Here is a 19,710-nt window from a genome sequence, read left to right on the forward strand (position 1 = left end):
GCTCGGCACTCCCACATTCCATCCGATCCGAAAGGTGGAGCGGAACCAAAATACTGCCCTCAACTCAAGGCCGCGTCAGATTTCTTCCCACGGGAATGTATCAAGTCTCTCCGCGCCCGTCGCCGTAATCAGGACTTGCGTTTCAAGCTTGATGCTCTCGGATCCATCCTCCGCAATCAGGCTTTCGACGTTCACAACCATGTTCTCCTCAATGACGCCACTGCAATTGCGGTCGAAGTCGGGATGGAGGAAAATGCCGGGCCATTCGTCTGCCATGCCCGTGCCATGGAGCGCCAGGGTATACCGGTATGGCTGGTATTTTTCCGGAATACGCCACGAAAGCTCATTGAATTCTGCGAAGCTAATTCCGGGTCGCAAAACCGCCAGATTGTGTTCGATCTGGTCTCTGGCGGCCGAATAGAGCTCTCTTTGTTTGGTGTTCATGGCGACGTGGCCACACGTCCAGGATCGTGAAAGATCTGCGCAATAGCCATAAGGACCGATCATGTCGGTATCGAAGGATATCATATCGCCACGCTTGATGATGTAGTCCGAACATTCCTGATACCAGGGGTTCGTGCGCGGGCCAGCCGTCAGCAGTTTTGTTTCAAGCCATTCGCCGCCGCTACGCGCATTTTCGAAGTGGAGTTCCGCCCAGATTTCCCTCTCGGTCCGACCCGGCTCGGAAACCTCGTACATTCGCGCCATGCCGGCTTCGCACACGCGGATGGTCCATCGCATGAGGTCGATCTCGTCAGCGCTCTTGATAGAGCGAGCCCGCTCAGCCAGTTCCTGGCCGTCGAGCAGTGTCAGGCCTTGCTCTTTCAGGGCGAAGGCGCCGGCAGGCTCAAGCCTGTCGACCGCAATACGAAGGTTCGTACCCTGCGTACAGATAATATCGCAGATTTCGTCGGCCCATTCCTTGAGGCGATCCTCGACAAGATTGCCCGCTGTGAAGAAGAGCCAGGATTTTGCCGATCGTATCTCATCAATGCCGGGAAGCCCCTCATTGACATGTTCGGCGCCCTCGAATTCGAAGAGAATTGCCGAACCATCGGCCAGGATGAGCGCATATCGCGACGGATTATGCATCGTCCAGACGCTCATGTTGGATGAATCGAAGGCATAGCGGATGTTAACGGGGTCATAGAGCAGCAATGCGCCACAGTCCCAATCTCTCATCTTCAGACGCAGGCGCTCCAGGCGATAGCGGCGAGCACGATGAAGCGTCGCATCCGGGATCGGACTGATGAGCGGACGATCCGCACCTTCAGGATTGAGATATGCTTGCTTGCGCTCGTCTTTGAAAACTGGCGAACTCGCCTGTTCTGATGACGAGACATTGCCTTGCAGCATGCGCCTGGATCCTTGTTATCTGATAACTGGTGCTGCGTAATGCGATGCCTACCGATCTACGACCAGATCGCTAAGGGGCTTTGAACAACAGGGCAGGAAAAGCCCGGCATCGATTTCTCGCTGCCTTATTCCGCCATTATGATTCATCTCGACCGAGCCTGAGAGCAATTTGGATTTGCATGTTCCACAGACGCCGTTTGCGCAGGAGGACGGCAGCCGTACGCCGGATTTCTTGGCGGTCGACAGGACCGTCTGCTCGCTTGAAACAGCAATCTTGCGAGCCTGCTTTACGAACTCGACCTCGAAGACCTCGTTACTCGGCGTCTCCTCCGCGGCAGTCTCCGCCTCGTCGATCACCGCTGCATCGAAACTCTCCTCGACATAATTGGAGGGCGGGACACCAAGGGCTGATGATATCGAGCGTGCCGCGGCCATGAAGGGCGCCGGGCCGCAGCACATCACAATTCTGTCGGCGATATCGGGCACGGCGAGCTTGATGAATTCCGGCGAGATACGCCCGGTAAGCCCTGGCCAGGATGGCTCACCACTGACGCCTTCCGGCAGGAAGTGCAACCTCAATCCCTTCATTTTCGAGGCCAGCCATGCGAGCTCTTGCCGGAAAATGAGATCGAGCGGTGTGCGCGCCGCATGGACAAAGGCGATGTCTGACGGCTCGCAGCTATCAGCCAGGTCGCGCACGATCGACATGACCGGCGTTATGCCGGATCCACCGGAGAGAAGAAGGAGTTTTCGCGCACTATCGCGTGGGCGAATGAAGTGCCCGAGAGGACCTTGCGCTTTTAATCTCATCCCAACGGCAAGGTTATCGTGGAGCCAGTTCGACGCTCTGCCGCTTGCGACCCTCTTGACGGTAACCGTGAAGGCGTTGGGTCGATGCGGTGACGACGAAATACTGTAGCAGCGCGGTTCGACAGCATCGCCGACAGGGACATCGAACAGAAAATACTGGCCGCTTTCGAAGCCGAAGCGCTTGCCTTCGCAGGATGCGAAGGTGAAGCTGCGCACATCATGGGTTTCCTGGTGGATGTCGATACAGACGAGCGCGTCGTCGTGCTCGCTATCCCAACTGCCAGGGGTGGCCGAAATGCTTTGTTTCTGCATGACGTCAGTAGCCATGGGCGCGCATCCGATCAATGTACCAGGTCGCGAACTTATCGAGGTTGGTCTCCGAAAAGCGCGAATAGGGACCCGGCCGATAGGCGGGATCAAGGGCACCGGCATGGGAGCGTGCGACCAGGTTGGCATCCTGGTCCGTGGTCGCGATCCAGACATCCGTCAGCTTGTCGAGATCATAGTCGACGCCTTCGACGGCGTCCTTGTGGACGAGCCATTTGGTTCTGACCAAAGTCTTGCCGGCGGACAGGGGGATGACGGTCGCCACCACGGCGTGATCGCCCATGAAATGGTTCCAGCTATTGTGCCCCCATAGATGGGTGTCGCCGAGATCCTTGCGGGTCATATGCCCGAGCAGCTTCGATGATGCCGCCGTCGCGTCGTGTGTCTGGGATTCACCGGCGCCGGCGATGATCAGACGCTGGGTTCTGAAGTTGGTCGCGCAGTCCGCAAGCTGTTCGACGGCGGCAGAAGGATAGCCATCTGCCTCCCAGGCCGTCGTTTTCTGTTCATAGAGCCGGAAATGCTCTTCGGCCTGGGCGCGATCATCGGGGCTCAGCGTTTCGGGATCGAAGCCGAAATCGAGATCGACGAACGACACGCAAAGCTCGGGATGGTTTGCCGAGCAATGATAGCATTCACGATTGTTTTCCATCGTGAGCTTCCAGTTGCCGTCTTCGATGACATCGGTCTGATGGGCGACTTTGGCATTCCTGATATCGTAGGGTGCCAGCCGCTCCACCATGGTCTTTTCCAGGACATCGATATCTTCGGGGGGATTGTCGGAAAGACAGATGTAGATGAGGCCACCAATCGATTTGAATGCGACGGGTTTGAGGCCGTGACAATCCTTGTCGAACTCCTTGCCCATGTGCGGCGCATAGCTCAATTCGCCCGTCAATTCGTAGGTCCAGGTGTGATAGGGACAGACGAGCTTCGAGATGATCGTCTTGCCTGCATCGAGGAGACGGGAGCCGCGATGGCGACAGACATTGTGTAGAACACGGATCTCATTGTCGTCATCACGCAGGAGGATCAGGCTCGTGTTGCCAATGTCGATGACCGTGGCGTCACCAGGCTCCGGCACGTCGCAGTCGAGCCCGACACAAATCCAGTGCCTATGGAAGAACACGTCCATATCCGCGTCGAAGACGTCTTCGCGCGTATAGAGGCCTGCCGGCAGGGAATGTCCGTCCGCGCGGGCGTCAAGGAGTGCCGAAATTGACGAAGGAAGTCTGTTTAGCATGAGCGCCTCTTATGCGTTGATATCTGCAGCGTGCGCTTGCTCCGCAGTGCTTTCAACGGCATTAATTCTCAAGTTGACATAACCTAGACTTATGGATGGAGGGGCGCATGCGGTTTCGGAGACGTCTGCCGTCATTGACCGGACTGCTGATGCTGGAGGCGGTCCTCAGACGAAAGAGCTTTACGGCTGCGGCCGGAGAACTGGGTGTCACACAGGCGGCGGTCAGCCGGCAGATCGCCCTGCTCGAGGATGAGCTTGGCCAACCAATGTTCCTGCGTAAACATCGCGCCATTGAGCCGACCGCCGCCTGTCTCACGCTGGGTTTGTCATTGGCGCAGAGTTTCGCCAATATTGTGGATACGATCGAGGCGATCAAAGCATCGTCCCAGGCCGTGGTCACCATCGGAGCGACTGTCGCTTTTTCCTCGTTCTGGCTGCTTCCGCGCCTGGCCGATTTTCGCGACCGCAACCCGGGCATTCAAATCAGGGTCATCTCGCAGGACGCAAAGATCGACCTCGACAGCGGTGAGGTTGATATCGCGATCCGATATGGCTCGCCTCCATTCGGTGATGGAACGGTCATAGCGTCGCGCGGGGACGTCATCATGCCGGTCTGTTCGCCGGAGTATTTTCGAAGACGAGCAGCCGGGCCCTTGTCGGCAAAGGACGATTTCATCGAGACGGATGCGGCGGATCGATCCTGGCTGTCCTGGACGCAGTGGCTTGCCAAATCGAGCGCGACATTTGAAGCACGGCCCTCGCTTCGCTTCAATCATTACACGGAAACGATCTTCGCCGCGCGGGCAGGGCAAGGCGTGGCGCTCGGCTGGGGAGCGCTCATCCAGACATTCCTGGAGGATGGAACGCTCGTGCCATGCGACGATTCAAAACTGATGGATGAAGGCCGCTACAACGTCTTGCTGCCGCTGAAGGCAAGACGAACGATCGCCAGCGACCAGGCGGCAGCCTGGTTGACCGCAGCGCTCCACGGCTGATCTCAATCGTTTGGTCTCCCATCGGAGGGGCAAATGCAATGGTTTGGAAATTCGTGGGCGTTGCCGCGCTAGGTCTGGACGAACGCTTCAGGCATGTGCGCGGCGCAGCTCCGTCGGTGATTGGCCATAGAGCCTGCGAAAGAGCCTTGCAAAATGGGAAGCGCTGTCAAAGCCGACCTCGAGCGCAATTTCGATGAGCGGCGCCTGTGTCTGGAGAACCAACTGCTTGGCGCGTTCCATGCGAATGCGTGTGTAGACGGCTCCAGGCGACGTTTTCATTTCCTCCGTGAACAAGCGTTCGAGCTGTCGCCTCGACAACCCGACGGATGCCGCAAGATCTTCGGTCGGTATGACATCTTCGATATGGCTCTCCATGGTGATCAGGACCGCCTTCAGGCGCGGATCCTGACATTGGATGGCAAGCGGCTTGCGCGGCTGTATGTCTAGCCCAGATCGGGCTCGCTCGATTTGCAGGACTTCCAGCGCGTTTCGTTCAGCGTCCTTGCTGATATGCCGTCTGACGAGAAAGGCAGCCATATCGGCAGAGCTGCTGCCGCCAGCGCATGATCCGCGGTTCCGATCGAGATTGAACAGGCGGTCGGAGCGAACCGGGTTGTCCGGAAACTGCTCCCGATAGGCCTGATAGTGAAGCCAGCTGACGCAGGTTTGGTGTGTCTTCATTAGACCGAGACGCGCTAAAATGAATGTGCCGGTGCAAACCCCGATCAGCGGGATTTTTTGAGCTGCAGCTCTCTTCAGATAGTCCGAGGTTTGACTGTCGATCGTGACGTCGGAGTTCAAAAGCCCGCCCACCACCACAATGTAGTGGAACTCGCGCGGGTCGATAAAATCCGATGTCGGTGCGACCTGGACACCGCAGCTGGATGTGATGAGATGCCGTGTGCTCCCCAGCAAATGCCAATCGGCCAGCACTCTGCCGGATTTGTCGGCCTCGTCGCTCGCCAATCTCAGCGTATCGATAAACAACGCGAAGGCGGAAAGAGTAAATGATCGTGCGAGTACAAACCCGACTTTTAAGGGACTGTGTTTAACTTCATCTTTGACGGATTTCATGCATCGCCTCGTGTGATCAAGCCCTTCTACTTGATCTGGAAACCATACGCCAAGGGATCGTGATCGTCGACGAAGATCGTGTTGTGGCCGATGATCCGGGCCCAGCCTCCAACGCTGGGCTTTATGCCCTTGAAGTCTCCGATTTTCACTTCGGCCTCGATGCGGCCCTCGAATATGGTGCCGATCAAGCTCTCCTGCCGAAAGCTGTCGCCAACCCTCAGGCGACCCTTGCCATGCAACTGCGCCAATCGTGCCGAAGTTCCAGTGCCGCCGGGGGAGCGGTCGATCGCCTTGTCGCCATAAAAAACGGCGCCTCGACCATCGGCGTTGTCACTCGTCGGGGCGTCGCACCATAAGACATGGTGAACTCCGCGAATCCGCTGGTTTTCCGGATGAACCGGATCGCAAATCGGTGCGAGGGCATCCCGCAGCTTCCTGCTGATGTCGACGATGTCATCGCTCGACATGCCATCCAAGCCGGGCCAGTTTCCCTGCGGTTCGACGACCGCATAATAATTTCCGCCATAGGAGACATCGATCGTCAGGAGGCCGAGTCCTGGCACATCCACCTCGACATCCGCCGCATGCAGATAGCTTGCGACATTGAACATGCGGACGGCTTCGACAAACTCACCAGGCTTGTCATAGTCGATGTCGACGCGGCCCGCCGGTGTCTCGATCGAGAGTTTTCCGGGAATGCGCGGTGTGACGAGGCCTTCCTCGATCGCCGCCGTCACCAGCCCGATCGTCCCGGCTCCGCACATGGGCAGACATCCGCTGACTTCGATGAAGAGAACCGCAAAGTCGCAGTCGTCACGAAAGGCGGGATAGATGATTGCCCCGGACATGATGTCGTGGCCGCGCGGCTCGAACATCAATGCTTGCCGGATCCAGTCATGATCGCGCACAAAAATTTCACGACGTTCGGCGATCGGAAGGTGTGGAAGCAAAGGTCCGCCACCGGCAACCAGCCTTACCGGATTGCCGCAGGTATGGGAGTCGATGCAGAAAAAGCTGTGACGCATTCGATGGTCTTTCCGCTCAGGCATTCATGTCCGAAGACCGCGACCGTCCTTGCAGGACGCCCTTCGACAGCCGATCGAGCAGGATCGCGATGGCAACGATGGCGAGCCCGGCGCGCAGGCCGAGCCCCATTTCCATCCGGGTCAGGCCCCGGGTTACCTCGGCTCCCAGCCCGCCCGCCCCGACGAGCCCGGCAAGGACGACCATAGCCAGCGAAAGAAGGATGCACTGGTTGAGGCCGACAAGCAGGGTGGGCATGGCGGACGGTATCTCGATCTTGAACAGGATCGAACGCGGTGGTGCGCCAGTGGCCTGACCGAGTTCCAGAAGATCCTTCGGCACCTGATTGAATGCCAGTGTCGTCAGGCGGAGCATCGGCGGCACGCCATAGACGATTGTGGCGATGATCGCTGGCACGCGGCCAAGACTGAAGATCATGACTGCCGGGATGAGATAGACCCACGGCGGTACCGTTTGCATAATGTCGAGCAGCGGCCTTATGGCGATCTCGAAGCCCTTGTGGCGTGACGCAAGGATGCCGAAGGGAAATGCGATCGTGACCGAAATGGCGACCGCCACCGTTACCAAGGCGAGTGTCTGCATGGACGCGGCCCAAAGTCCTGCCAGTAGGCAGAAGGCGAGGGCGATTGCCGTAACCACCGAGACCCTGATGTTGATCGCGAGAGCGGCCAGCAGGACGGCAGCGACAATGACCGCATAGGGCGGCGGGTAGAGCAGAGCGGATTCCAAGGCCCCGAGCACGGCTTCGATCACATTGGTGATGGCCTCGAAAAGGGGATGGAAGTTGGTGTTCAGCCAGTCGACGGCCGGAGCGAAATATATGCCGGGCGAGAACCGAAGGAGATCGAGATTCATCTTGCACCTACCTTGGCGCGGCGGGCCGCGCTCTGCGTCAATCGGTCGAGCACCATGGTCAGGATGACGATCGCGATCGCAGCGTTGATCGATGTCGCCATATCGAGCGTGCGTACCGCGCTGTAGATGGTTTGGCCGAGGCCGCCGGAACCAACGATACCGGCGATCACCACCATGCCGAATGCCATCATCAAGCTCTGGTTAATGCCGGCCATGACGCTTGGAATCGCAAATGGCAGCCTGATTTTCGTGAACATCTGCCATGGTGTCAGGCCGCTCGCCTGGCCCAATTCAATGAAGGCAGGCGGTGTCATGCGGATGCCGAGCGAAGTCAGGCGAATGGCGGGGGGCATTGCGACGATGAACGTCGCCACCAATGCGGTTGCAGGGCCAAAGCCAAGAAGCGCAATGGCGGGAAGAAGGTAGATATAGGGAGGCAGCGTCTGGATGAGATCGAGGATCGGCTCCAGGAACCTGTCGAACCATTGCAGAAATCCTGCGACAATCCCCATCGGGATTCCGATCATCAAGGCGAAGAGCGTGGCGGTGGTCACAAGTGCAAGGGTGCTGATGGTTTCGTTCCAAAGGCCCATGACCGCGCAGAAGAAAAGTGCCAAGCCGGCAAGAAGACCGGATGCGACGTTGATCAGCCGCCATGCAAACAGTGCCCCGATGATCGCGATGACGTAGAAAGGCGGGAGTTGAAGGAGCCAGAGAACGCCATTGTACGTTCCCTCCAGCACGGTCCGTAATGGGTCGAATATCCAGTTGCCGTTGTCGCTGATCCAGCCTAGCGCGTCGTCGGTCCAGGCATCGAATGCGTCTGCAATGACCGAGATGTCCATTTGCTTTCGTCCTCTCAGGCCGTCATATTCTGTTGCGCTGGGGATCCGGCGACGCCCCGAAGCAGCCCGCGTGTCGTGACCACGCCGACGATGGAACCATTGTCGACCACTGCCAGGGCATCGCGCTCCGATTTCATCGTCAGGTCGATGAGTTCGCCGATATCCGCCTCCGGATTGGTCGTTGGCAGTGCGTTCACGTCCTGCTGCGGTTGCAGGTTCCTGTATTCGGCGATCGATTGCATCACCGAATGCGCCTTGACGAGATGAACCCTGGATATGCCAGCCACGAAATCGGCGACGTAGTCGTCGGCGGGCTTCGTTACGATCTCTTCCGCGGTTCCCACCTGGACAATGACGCCGTCCTTCATGATGGCGATACGATCGCCGATACGAATGGCTTCTTCGAGATCATGCGTGATGAAGACCGCGGACTTTCCGAGCGACTTCGTCAACTGCCGGAACTCGTCCTGCAACTGGCGGCGGATGAGTGGATCAAGTGCGCTGAACGGCTCATCCATGAGAATGATCTCGGGGTCGGCCGCCAGGGCGCGGGCGAGGCCGACACGTTGCTGCATGCCGCCCGACAATTCCGAGGGATACCGGGCTGTCCAGTCGGAAAGGCCGACCTTGTCGAGCGCAGCCCGAGCCGTCGTGTTGCGCTGCTCTTTCGGCACACCGCGAACTTCCAACCCGAAGGCCGCATTTTCCAAGACCGTGCGATTTGGCAGCAACGCCACGCTCTGGAATACCATGCCGATGTTGCGTGCGCGCATGTCGCGCAGCTCGGCTGCATTCAACTTGGCAATTTCCCGGCCCTTGATCGCGATCCTGCCAAGGCTCGGTTCGATAAGGCGATTGAGCAGGCGGACCAAGGTGGATTTGCCGCTTCCGGAAAGCCCCATGATGCAGAAGATCTCGCCGCGGCGGACCTGAAGATGGGCATCGGAGACACCGACGACACAATTGAATTCCTGAAGCACCTGTTTCTTGGAGAGGCCGCGTTCGGAAACGGCCTTCACAGCGGCGGTCGCGCGCGCACCGAATATCTTCCAAACGTTCTGGCAATCGACCAGGACTTCATTGGCGTTATCCATGACAGTGTTCATCGTATTCCCCGCGGGGCCAGTCCATTGCCGGCCTGTTCGTCTTCGTTGAGGGATGCGGGCCGCCCTGATGGCGACCCGTGTTAGGCGTCAGTTGGTGTTGATGTTTTCCCAGCGCTTGATGAGATCGGCGTGGCTGCCGATCCATGCGGCGACTGCCTGATCCATCGTTTTCCCGTCATTCACGGCGCTGTTGATCGCGGTGATGTCGGCAAGCGGCACATAGACGCTGGCGATGACTTCACGCGCATGCGGATAATCGGCGGAGAATCCCTTCTTGCCGACCCAGTAATAGCTTTGCGGCGGTGGGAAGATGCCCTTGGGGTCCTTCAGGAATTTCACGTCGTATTTCTGCATCATCCAGGATGGCTCCCAGATGGTCACGGCGATCCATTCCTTCCGGTCGACGGCCGACTTCAGGGCCGCAGTCATGGCTGCGGTGCTGCCCTCGACGAGCTGCAGTTTCAGGTCATAGCCCTTGACGGCATTGGCAGTATCGCGCATCAGGCCCGAACCCGGCTCGATGCCGACGATCTTGCCGCCGAACTTGTCGGCATTGGCGTTCAACTGGTCCATGGAGTCGATCGGTACGTATTTCGGTACGGCAACGCCTTGGAACAGGCCGTGCGAGACCGGCGAAATCTTCTCGAGGCGTTTCTTGTTTTTATCCCAGTAATCCTGTGCCACATAGTCGGTCTGAGAGGCGAGGATCTGGATGTCGCCCTTGCCGAGCGCTGCATAGGCAATGCCCCATTCGGAGAATGGTACGACCTTCACGGTGTAGCCGGCATCCTCCAACACTTTTTTGGTGATCCCAGTGATCGGTGTCAGGTCCTCCCATGACATCGTTCCCACGGTGATGCTCTTCTCTTCCGCATGCGCGGAAAATACGGTCATTCCGACCATCGCGGCTGCGCAGAGCGCCTTCCACAAAGTCTTCATTTTTCTCACTCCTAGTTTTCGTTCCCATTTTATTGAAGACCTGCGATCGGCTCGGTCTTCACATTGCGCGGCGACGGATCATCCCTCGCGGCCTGCGCGCAATTCCTGCAAACGGATCACTGAATTGATGCCGAGCCATGCGAACGGTTCCGGTGGCAACCGGGACGGCGCGGCGTGATCCATGTATTGTTCGAGTTGCTGGGAGGCAGTGCCGGTTGCCAGTTCAGCGGCCATAATGCCTGCCAATGTGCTCTTGACGGTGCCGAGCCCATTCTCGCAGCATGCCGAGTAAAGCCCTTCGTCGAGCGCGCCGAATGCCGGCACATGATTCCGGCTCAAGCATAAACGCCCGGCCCAGCTGTATTCAAAAGGAATGCCTTTCAGCCCGGGAAAGCGTGCGTCGAGCGAATTTCTATGCTCTTCGGCCATCTTGGCCATTCGCCGGTCGGAAACGATGATCGTCGTCTCGTAGGTGTATTTCGTTCGAATGACGATACGAGACTGTCCGCCGGAGGTGATCTTTCGCACCGTCGCGCCCATGGCGTCGGCGGGAAGCAGTGCCCATCTATCCCGCCCTGAAACTTTTCGGCCGAGCTCTTCGGCTGGGAATGGAGCCGTCATCGAGGCGTAGGCGAAGATATGCATCAGACGGCCGCGGAAGTGGCCGAAGTCGTCGATGTGGCCGTTGACACCCAGGATAACGTTTGGGGCGGTGACCTTGCCGCGAGTGGAGATAGCCGTCCAGATTCCTTTATCCCGCGTCAGCGCGGTCACCGGCGATCCTTCGAAGATGTCGATTTTGCGCGACAGCCCTGCGGCAAGTTCGCGAACATAATCGGCCGGCTGGATCAGGACCGCGCCCGGCGTATAGAGGCCGCCAAGGTAATAATCGGAACCGGTCAGCTTGCGCATTTCGGACGCGTCGAGATAGGCGTGCTTTTCGCCGGCGCTCTTCAGGGACTGACCGAAGCTGATATTCAGTTTCATTCCGCGCGCGGTCGCCGCGGCATTGATCTTGCCCGCCGGGTCGACGGTTTCTGACGACATGCCGTATTCGTCCGCGGCGTCTCTCGCGAAAGCGATGGCAGCCCTGTTCTGAGCCATCTCCATGCGAGTGGCGTCCAAGCCGCCACTCGAATATTCACTCGATGACAGGTTATGCGGGACGTCGATCATGAAGCCGGAATTGCGGCCCGACGTGCCTTTGGCGACTTCGCTTGCGTCAAGCACCACGATTTTATCGTCGGGCCGAAGCTGCAGCAGACGGCGAGCCGCCGAGAGCCCGGCAAAGCCCGCGCCAATGACCAGCCAGTCCGCGGTCACGTTGCCTTCCAGGCTCCGGACCGGGAACGAACGTCGACTGATCGCCTCCCAGCCCGAGACGCCGTTTTCCGCCGGCAAACGTTTGACGGACCTCGTGGTCATCGGATCGTCTCATCCACTGAGCGATCGGAGACGTCGATCCAGATTGTCTTCAGTTCGCAATAGTTGTCGTGTGCGAAGATCGACTTGTCACGTCCGCCGAAGCCGGACTCCTTGTAGCCGCCGAACGGCGTCGTCGCGTCGCCTTCGCCGAAGCAGTTGACGGTAACGACGCCGGCCCGAATCTCTCGCGATAGCCGGATGGCCTTCTTGAGGCTTCCGGTATAGATCGACGCCGTGAGGCCGTAGTTGGTATCGTTGGCAAGAGTGATGGCCTCGGCAAGGGTCTCGAATGTCGTTACCGACAGGATCGGCCCGAAAATCTCCTCCTGAAACAGTCGGCTCGAAGGCGTGACCTTGTCGACGACCGTCGGCTCGATGTAGATGCCGCCGCGGGATTCTCCGCCATAAGCCACCGAAAGCCCTTCGGTCTTGACGTCATCAAGAAACGACGAAACCTTCTCGAAATGGTTCTTGCTGACGAGGGCACCGATGCGGTTTTCCGGGTCGAGCGGATCGCCCGTCTTCCACTCGCGCATATAGGCGCCGATGCGCTTGAGCAACTCGTCCTTGACGCTCGATTGCACGATCAGACGTGAGGTCGCAGAGCAATTCTCGCCCATGTTCCAGAAGGCACCGTTGACCACTTGCTCGGCGACGAGATCCAGATCCTCGGCATCTTCAAGCACCACGGCGGGGTTCTTGCCGCCGCACTCGAGAACGACTTTCTTGAGGTTGGAATCCGCCGCATAGCGCAGGAAGCGCCGTCCGGTCGGGGTGGATCCCGTAAAGGCCACCATGTCCACGTCCATGTGCAGGCCGATCGGCTCTCCAACGTCTTTGCCGCCGCCTGGGATGACATTGAAGACCCCGGCTGGGATGCCAGCCTCATGCGCAAGTTCGGCAACACGAAGCGTCGTCAGCGTCGTCTCCTGGGCAGGCTTGACGACGACCGAGCAGCCCGACGCCAGAGCGGGACCGATCTTCCAGGCGAGCATCAGAAGCGGGAAATTCCAGGGAAGCACGCAGCCGACGACGCCGATGGGCTCGCGCACGACCATGGTGAGCGCGTTGGCGCCGACAGGGGCGGTGTTGTCGTAAAGCTTGTCGATCAGTTCGGCATGCCAGCGGATGGTATGGATCGTGTCTGGGACATCGACGGTCTGGCACTCGCGGACCGGCTTGCCGCTGTCGAGGCTTTCCATGACGGCGAGTTCATGGCGGTTGTCTTCCAGCAGTTTCGCGAATTTGATGAGCGTGGCCTTGCGATCGCCGGGAGATTGAAGGCGCCAACGGCCATCCTCGAACGCGTCCCTTGCTTTCGAGACGGCGAGATCGACATCACTCGCATCGCAAGCGGCAATCTCGGCGAGCGTCTCACCCGTTGCGGGATTGGTCGTCTTGAATGTCTTGCCGGAATTGGATGGACGGAAAGCGCCATCGATAAAGGCATTTGTCGGGAATTGAATACTGCCGACAATCGCCTTGTATTCAGCTGCGGTCAAGGGTTCATGCATGATTGGCTCCCGACATGATCTGGGCGACCGTGCGCTTCAAGGTGGCGACGACAGTCTGGAGGGTTCTCTTTTCTTCGGAGGTCATTCCGCGCAGCGGCGCGCGAACCGGGCCTGCCTTAAGGCCGGCGATCTCGCAGCCGTGTTTGATGGATTGCACGAATTTTCCGGTTTCGAGAAAATCCATCAGCGGAAGCATCGCCTTCATGATGGCGCGGCCCTTGTCGAAATTCTTCTCGATTACACAGGCTTCGTAGAGGGCGACATGCTCGCGCGGCAAGAAGTTGGAGCCGGCACAGACCCAGCTTTTTGCACCCCAGGCGAAGAATTCGAGCGCCTGGTCATCCCAACCGCACGACAATGCGATATGTGGAAACTTCCTCGCCAGCAGATGGACATTTGCCATCTCCCCGGAGCTTTCCTTGATGGCCTTGACGTTCCTGGATCTGCCCACGCGCGAGAAATAATCGTCGCCCATCATCACGCCCATGCGGGCAGGATAGTTGTAGAGCATGATCGGCAGGTTGGCGGCGCGGTCGACCGTCAATGCGTGAATGGCGTTTTCCTTCTCCGTCGGCAGCGCATATGGCGGCGAGGTTACGAGGATTGCATCTGCGCCGATCTCCTTTGCCGCCGTGGCATAGGCAACGGAATCTTCCGTACGGGTCGCGCCTGTGCCTACAATCAGCGGCAGGCGGTTTGCGACGACCTGCTTGGCGTAGGCGGCAAGGTCGAACCTCTCTTGCATGGACTGGGCATAATATTCGCCGGTGGAACCGCCGATGATGATCCCATGGATCTTGGCCTCAATGAGCGATTCCAGGACGGCGGCGAACGCGGCTTTGTCGATCTGGCCGTCCGGTCCATGCGGCGTGATCGCCGGGGTGTAGATGCCTTCGAAATTCAAGACGATTTCTCCATCAATGTGACGGGCACTTCGACAAGCGCGTCCGCCTTCATTCCCTGCGGAGCGATAAACATCTCCATGTTCTCGCGCGACAGTTCCCAATGCTCGAACACCAGGTCTACGACGGTGTCCTCATCGTGTTGCGCGATCGCCTCGATGAAGCCGTCATGGTGCTCCACGGCGAGCTGAAGCCGTTCGCGCATGTCGTCATTCTTTGGTCGGAAGAAGGTATGGCCGATCCGCGCATGGTCGATCAGCAGGCGACCCAGGCTCGGTTGCAGATAGGCGTTGAACGACATTTCTCCGATGATTTCGTGGAAACGATTGTTCTCGAGCACCATGGCGAGAGCATCGCCGGAGCTGCTTGCGGATCGAAACCGATCCTGTGTTTCCTTCAGGTCGATGAGTTGCTTCGGTTTGAAGTTTTGAACCGCAAGCCTGCCGATTGCGGCATAGATCATCGGCGCCACCAGGAAGAAGTGCCTGAGGGTCTGATGGTTCATTGGGCTGACGCGCGCGCCGCGATTTGCCCGGATGTCGATATAGCCTTCGCCTTCCAGGCGCCGGAAGATTTCCCGGACGGGCGTGCGGGAGAGCCCGTATTGCTCGCTAAGACTGACTTCGTCCAGATCCTGATCGGGGTCGAGTTCCATGGTTAGAATTTGACGCTTCAGATCGTCGTAAAGACTGTTCTTCCCGCCCTTCATCGCGACCTCCTCCTTGAAATTTTGCAGGGAACTGAGCCCAGCGGTTCCTGCCGATGGGGGAAAGGTCTCACAGGTGCGCTGGCGAGTCAATAAAATTGTATACTATGAGTACACAATGGATGTTATGTAGAAATACAATCTTCGAAAACGGCCGGCACCGCTTGAGGCAATTGCGATGGGAGGTCGAGTTTGATCGGGCCGAATCGGCAGGTCGCGGTCGTCAGTGGTCGCGTTATTGAGGGTCTTCGGACGTCGCCAGGAGTTCCCCAGTAAAGCGTTATCTTCGCCGGTGATGTGATCGGGGTTCGGTTCAATCCCCAGTCAGGGGCTCCATTGCTGAGTTCAATGGAAAACCGGTTCGGCACAGTAATTTGACCTGTGCCTGTCCGAGCTTGGCATTGGCCAGGCACTCCGTTGGAATGCTGCAACCCGGGTGGTGAAATTGAAGGCAATGAAGGCGTTCGGTGCGGATAAGAAGCTGTCTGGTTCATTCTGAGGCGCAGCGGATATTGTGCGCTCGCTTTGTAAGCGATTGATCCTGCAGCTCGTCGCTTAACTTCGTCTATGACGGAAGACGAGCGGCCGACGTCATCGATAAGACGAGTTCCGCGTATGACCGTGCATCCACAGCCTTTGAATAAAAGTATCCTTGCGCCAGTATGCATCCCATTTCCCGGAGGAGACTGGCATGGGAGACGGTTTCGACCCCCTCGGCGATAACTTCGATGTCCATGCGGCGCGCGATCTCGACCATCCCCTCCACGATCGCAGCGGCGCCACTATCGCTCTCCATGAGCTTCGTGAACGAGCGGTCGATTTTGATGATGTCGACCTTGACCTTTAGAAGATGAGAAAGTGCTGCGTAGCCCGTTCCGAAATCGTCTAGAGCGATCTTGAAGTCCGCGGCTCTCAGATCCGAGATGGTGTCGCGGATAGCGTTGGCGCGCTGCTCCAGGTAAACGGTCTCGGTCACCTCAACGATTACGTTCCGCGGAGCAATACCAACTCGATCGACGAAGCGTGACAGGCGCTCCTTGAGACCGCCGGTCTGAAAATCGGCCGCGGTGACGTTGATTGCGATGTGGCCGATTTCAATGCCTTGCCGGCGCCAGCCCGTGACATCGGATGTCATTTTGTCGAGCATGCGCCCTGTGATCTCTGAAGCGATATGGGCGTCGTGCATGGCCTCGAAGAACTCGGCGGCCGACGCATAGCTTCCATCTTGTCGCCTTATGCGGCAAAGTGCCTCCACACCGACGAATTTGCCGGTCCGCAGATCGACAACTGGTTGGTAGAACGGCACAATTCTGTTTTCGGCAAGAGCGAGCGTCACATCACGAATGGCATTGAGGCGTGACGTAATTGCTGTTGCGACGGTCGCATCGAATGCCTGGAATAGGCCCTTGGCCGTATCCTTGGCGTGATAGAGCGCGAGATCGGCTTGATGCCGCGTGACTTCCATCGTAACGCCCGGTTTGCACAAGGCGCCGCCCGCCGTTGCGAGCGGTAGCACAGTGTGCCCACCACAACAGGCCGGCGCCTTAAGAAGGCTCAGGCAGGACGCCGCCAAATCTCTAAGTTCGTCAATATCGCGAGCTTCACATATAATTGCGAACTCGTCACCGCCCAAACGGAAAAGATGCTCCGTCACGCTGTGCAATCTCGCGGCAACTTCCTTGATCAGTTCGTCGCCAACTCGATGTCCAAACGTATCATTCGTGAACTTGAGATTATCGAGGTCTAACAATATGAGACCAAGGCCGTCGCGAGCTATCTGGTTGGCATGGCGATCGAAGGCTGCCCTGTTTGGCAAACCAGTCAGCGCGTCGTGATATGCAAGCCGATGACGCTCCATCGCGCGATGGTGACGCTCTATTGCGATTGTGCAGAGATGAATCGAGGCAGCGACGAGTTTTCTCTCGATCCTCGAGGGGCCACGCGGCTCCTCATAGTAAAAGGCAAATGTACCGACGACCGATCCGTCTGCCTTCTTGATCGGGCTCGACCAGCAAGCGCGATATCCCAGCGGTTTGATCAAGTGTCGATAGGGTGCCCACTTTGCATCTGTCAGGATGTCTTGGACGGCAACCGGCTGCGCAAGATATGCGGCTGCCCCGCAGGAGCCGACGTCCGGGCCGATCGCTATGCCGTCAAGAGCTCTTGCGTAGTATTCTGGAAGCTTTGGACCGGCCAGCGGGCGCAAGAGGCCGTCCTGCACCAGCAGGACGGAACATGCGATACGGGGAACTCGTTCCTCGATAAGACGGCAGAGATGATCGAGTGTCGCCTCAAGGCGCTCGCCGGAGGCAATCAGCTCGAGGATTTCATTCTGCAATCTCAGGAGCATATAGGTTGTTCCTCCGGAACAACGGCTTAGCATTAAAGCCTTAAGCCGTAGTGACCGGAAAGCCATTAATTGTACCGGGCTTAATATTCTCGCGCAAACTGCCAAGTCATGCAGTTTCCGAGAGTGTCATCAAATCCTTCAAGCAGGAGAGTATAGGCCAAAAGGTCTATCGTTCACACAATGAAGTAGGCCAAGACCTGCCGCATGTCTGGTAGCACTGAAGGCTCCTAGTCGATCGTCAGACCGAACTGATCCCGGCGTGAGCGCTTCGTACCGACCGGTTGGCTCGATGTCGCATCGCCGCCGCCCCGAACATTCCCCATTTGTACAACCAAAGAGATTAAAAACGGCTAGAGCAAGCCAGTTGATACGAGAAGTGTACCTGCACAATTGTACCACATTCCCGGAGCGAACCACATCTGCGCAGTTTTACTGACGAGCAAAGCGCTGATCCTTACGCCGCCAGGCATTATTTAGCTTTTTGGAATATATCTCGCGCAGTTCAGTAGTTAACCTCCCGTGAGTCATCGATCAGATCGCCATGAGAGGCCATTTGCAATTGTGCAACACCCTCGTCGAGGCTGTGAAAAGTCCAAAAATAGTCAACAGATTGTTATAGGTAAGGCTTGCGGGCTGCGATATTAACTGCTTCAGAAAATAATTGGGAATCTACTTTGCAAGAAGACGTGAGTTCGTTTAGCCTAATAGATGAATAAGCTTTAGAAAGCATGTTGGCAAAGTATTGTTGTTGGGGAAAGGTGCCATTTTGGTTTATGGAAAGCGATTGATTGTGGCAATCGGGATTTCGGTAGCCGTCAGTTCTTTGTTGAGTGGTGCTGCTTACGCGATGACATTGCAGCAGGCAATTGATAAGACAATGAAAACTAACCCGCAGATCATGCAGGCTGCGCAGAATCGGGAGGCAACCGAGTTCCAGCTGCGTCAGGCAAGGGGGCTTTACTTGCCTTCTGTCGATCTGGAATCGGGCTATGGTCGCCGTAGACTTTCGGACGCCACATCCGGAGCTTTGACACGTAGCAGGGATTACCTGAGTCCAGCCGACGTAAGCTTGACTATTACGCAGACGCTGTTTGATGGCGGTGATCGCAAGGCACAAAAGGACAAGCAGGCAGCCCGTGTTGACGGCGCATCTTTTCGCGTCCAGCAGCGCTCGGAAGCCTTGGCGCTTGAAGTAACCCAGAATTATCTCGAATACTTGCTGCAGACGGAAATCGTCGCGGCGGCGGAAAAGAACGTCGCCTTCCACAAGCAGATGGTCGGCAACATCGAGGATAGCATCAAGGGCGGCGCCCTCACCGATGCCGATCGCTATCAGGGCCGTGAGCGCCTGCAAGCGGCCAATGCCCGCCTTCAGGAAGCCAAGCGGGAACTGGATGCGACCAAGATCCGCTTCCTTCAGGTCGTCGGCGAGCCGATCACCAAAGCGAATCGTCCGGCCTCCGTGGGGCGTTACCTGCCGAAGACGCTGGATGACGCTGTCTTCATCGCTCAAAAGAACAATCCGCAGATTTTCTCGGCCAAAGCTGACGTCAATGCCGCCGACGCCGATGTCCGTGGGTCCAAATCTGCCTTCTTGCCGAGGCTGGACCTTGTCGGCAGCGCCCGTATCGGTGACGATGTGGACGGTAATAAGGGCAACACCAGCGACGTCCAGGTTGGTGTCGTCGCCAAGTGGAACCTCTATCACGGCGGCATCGATACCGCCCATCAGCAGGAACTGGTCCGTCGTGCCGCCGAACAGCGTTTTGCGCTGAGCCAGACTTATCGCGAGGTGGACGAGTCTGTCCGTTCCGCTTGGAGCGAGCGCACCAACCAGGCCCAGCTTGCCGGTATCTTGAGCGGGCAGGAAAAGACAAACGCCCAGCTCGTCTCGTCCTATCGTGAGCAATTCAAGGTCGGCCAGCGCTCGCTGCTCGATCTGTTGGATGCCCAGAACACCCGCTTCAACACCGAGATTTTGGCTAAGACGGCGGAAGTCGCCTCGCTCTTTGCCGAATACAAGATCCTCGCAGCGTCAGGCAGTTTGTTGTCGACGATGAAGCTGAAGCCGGTCGATCAGGCGACGCCCTATGCCCGTGATCAGTTCGCCGTTTCGTCGAACACGGCTGATCCCGGCTACACTAAATACGACTCGCACCAGAAGCCCGGCTTGCCGATCGATCTGCTCGAGCCGATTCGTTAATCGTTACGATCCGAAT

The 19,710-nt window shown here is 57.8% G+C and carries 16 protein-coding genes; 2 read left to right on the forward strand and 14 right to left on the reverse strand.

All coding sequences use genetic code 11. The annotated features are described in order from the left end of the window. Positions 1 to 75: 75 nt before the first annotated feature. Genes GA0061102_RS14565 through GA0061102_RS14575 form a run of 3 tightly spaced genes read right to left on the reverse strand, consistent with a single transcriptional unit; the run spans position 76 to position 3,736 of the window. Positions 76 to 1,356, reverse strand: coding sequence for a M24 family metallopeptidase (locus GA0061102_RS14565; RefSeq protein ID WP_092849212.1), 1,281 nt, complete (start codon positions 1,354 to 1,356; stop codon positions 76 to 78). Positions 1,357 to 1,404: 48 nt separating this feature from the next. Beyond that, positions 1,405 to 2,493, reverse strand: coding sequence for an FAD-binding oxidoreductase (locus GA0061102_RS14570; protein WP_092849215.1), 1,089 nt, complete (start codon positions 2,491 to 2,493; stop codon positions 1,405 to 1,407). Further along, positions 2,483 to 3,736: an aromatic ring-hydroxylating oxygenase subunit alpha gene (locus GA0061102_RS14575; RefSeq protein WP_092849222.1), complete on the reverse strand. Its 1,254-nt coding sequence runs from the start codon at positions 3,734 to 3,736 to the stop codon at positions 2,483 to 2,485. The genes GA0061102_RS14570 and GA0061102_RS14575 overlap by 11 nt, the downstream gene beginning before the upstream one ends. Positions 3,737 to 3,843: 107 nt before the next feature. Between GA0061102_RS14575 and GA0061102_RS14580 the strand changes: the two genes are divergently transcribed. Beyond that, on the forward strand, positions 3,844 to 4,731 hold the full coding sequence (locus tag GA0061102_RS14580; RefSeq protein WP_092849233.1) for a LysR substrate-binding domain-containing protein: 888 nt from the start codon (positions 3,844 to 3,846) through the stop codon (positions 4,729 to 4,731). A gap of 87 nt (positions 4,732 to 4,818) precedes the next feature. Here GA0061102_RS14580 and GA0061102_RS14585 read toward each other — a convergent pair whose 3' ends face one another. The 11 genes from GA0061102_RS14585 to GA0061102_RS14635 form a co-directional block, all read right to left on the reverse strand. Further along, entirely contained in the window at positions 4,819 to 5,805 is a 987-nt protein-coding gene (locus GA0061102_RS14585; protein WP_092849239.1) for a GlxA family transcriptional regulator, read from the reverse strand. 26 nt (positions 5,806 to 5,831) lie between these two features. After that, entirely contained in the window at positions 5,832 to 6,830 is a 999-nt protein-coding gene (locus GA0061102_RS14590; RefSeq protein WP_092849242.1) for a 4-hydroxyproline epimerase, read from the reverse strand. 16 nt (positions 6,831 to 6,846) lie between these two features. Next, the gene (locus tag GA0061102_RS14595; RefSeq protein WP_092849249.1) at positions 6,847 to 7,704 is read right to left on the reverse strand and encodes an ABC transporter permease; all 858 of its coding nucleotides are present in this window, start codon (positions 7,702 to 7,704) and stop codon (positions 6,847 to 6,849) included. Then, positions 7,701 to 8,549 carry an ABC transporter permease gene (locus GA0061102_RS14600; protein WP_092849253.1) on the reverse strand — a complete coding sequence of 283 codons (849 nt, stop codon included), beginning with the start codon at positions 8,547 to 8,549 and terminating at the stop codon, positions 7,701 to 7,703. Before GA0061102_RS14600 ends, GA0061102_RS14595 begins: the two co-directional genes overlap by 4 nt. Positions 8,550 to 8,563: 14 nt before the next feature. Further along, positions 8,564 to 9,655, reverse strand: coding sequence for a quaternary amine ABC transporter ATP-binding protein (locus tag GA0061102_RS14605; protein WP_092849256.1), 1,092 nt, complete (start codon positions 9,653 to 9,655; stop codon positions 8,564 to 8,566). A gap of 87 nt (positions 9,656 to 9,742) precedes the next feature. Next, complete coding sequence (locus tag GA0061102_RS14610; protein WP_092849262.1) at positions 9,743 to 10,594, reverse strand: glycine betaine ABC transporter substrate-binding protein; 852 nt, start codon at positions 10,592 to 10,594, stop codon at positions 9,743 to 9,745. A 78-nt stretch (positions 10,595 to 10,672) separates the two neighbouring features. Beyond that, a complete protein-coding gene (locus GA0061102_RS14615; RefSeq protein WP_092849268.1) occupies positions 10,673 to 12,019 on the reverse strand; it encodes an NAD(P)/FAD-dependent oxidoreductase in 1,347 nt (448 codons plus the stop codon). Then, positions 12,016 to 13,533: an aldehyde dehydrogenase gene (locus GA0061102_RS14620; RefSeq protein ID WP_092849271.1), complete on the reverse strand. Its 1,518-nt coding sequence runs from the start codon at positions 13,531 to 13,533 to the stop codon at positions 12,016 to 12,018. Before GA0061102_RS14620 ends, GA0061102_RS14615 begins: the two co-directional genes overlap by 4 nt. Beyond that, positions 13,526 to 14,437 carry a dihydrodipicolinate synthase family protein gene (locus GA0061102_RS14625; RefSeq protein ID WP_092849273.1) on the reverse strand — a complete coding sequence of 304 codons (912 nt, stop codon included), beginning with the start codon at positions 14,435 to 14,437 and terminating at the stop codon, positions 13,526 to 13,528. The genes GA0061102_RS14620 and GA0061102_RS14625 overlap by 8 nt, the downstream gene beginning before the upstream one ends. Beyond that, a complete protein-coding gene (locus GA0061102_RS14630; protein ID WP_092849275.1) occupies positions 14,434 to 15,144 on the reverse strand; it encodes a GntR family transcriptional regulator in 711 nt (236 codons plus the stop codon). The genes GA0061102_RS14625 and GA0061102_RS14630 overlap by 4 nt, the downstream gene beginning before the upstream one ends. Before the next feature lie 562 nt (positions 15,145 to 15,706). After that, positions 15,707 to 17,596 (reverse strand): putative bifunctional diguanylate cyclase/phosphodiesterase, encoded by a 1,890-nt coding sequence (locus GA0061102_RS14635; RefSeq protein WP_245298021.1) that lies wholly within the window; start codon positions 17,594 to 17,596, stop codon positions 15,707 to 15,709. Positions 17,597 to 18,338: 742 nt separating this feature from the next. Between GA0061102_RS14635 and GA0061102_RS14640 the strand changes: the two genes are divergently transcribed. Continuing rightward, positions 18,339 to 19,694 carry a TolC family outer membrane protein gene (locus GA0061102_RS14640; RefSeq protein WP_092849341.1) on the forward strand — a complete coding sequence of 452 codons (1,356 nt, stop codon included), beginning with the start codon at positions 18,339 to 18,341 and terminating at the stop codon, positions 19,692 to 19,694. The last annotated feature ends 16 nt before the right edge of the window (positions 19,695 to 19,710 follow it).

It is taken from the genome of Martinezella miluonensis (genome assembly GCF_900094545.1).
In the GTDB taxonomy this organism is placed as follows: Bacteria; Pseudomonadota; Alphaproteobacteria; order Rhizobiales; family Rhizobiaceae; genus Rhizobium; species Rhizobium miluonense.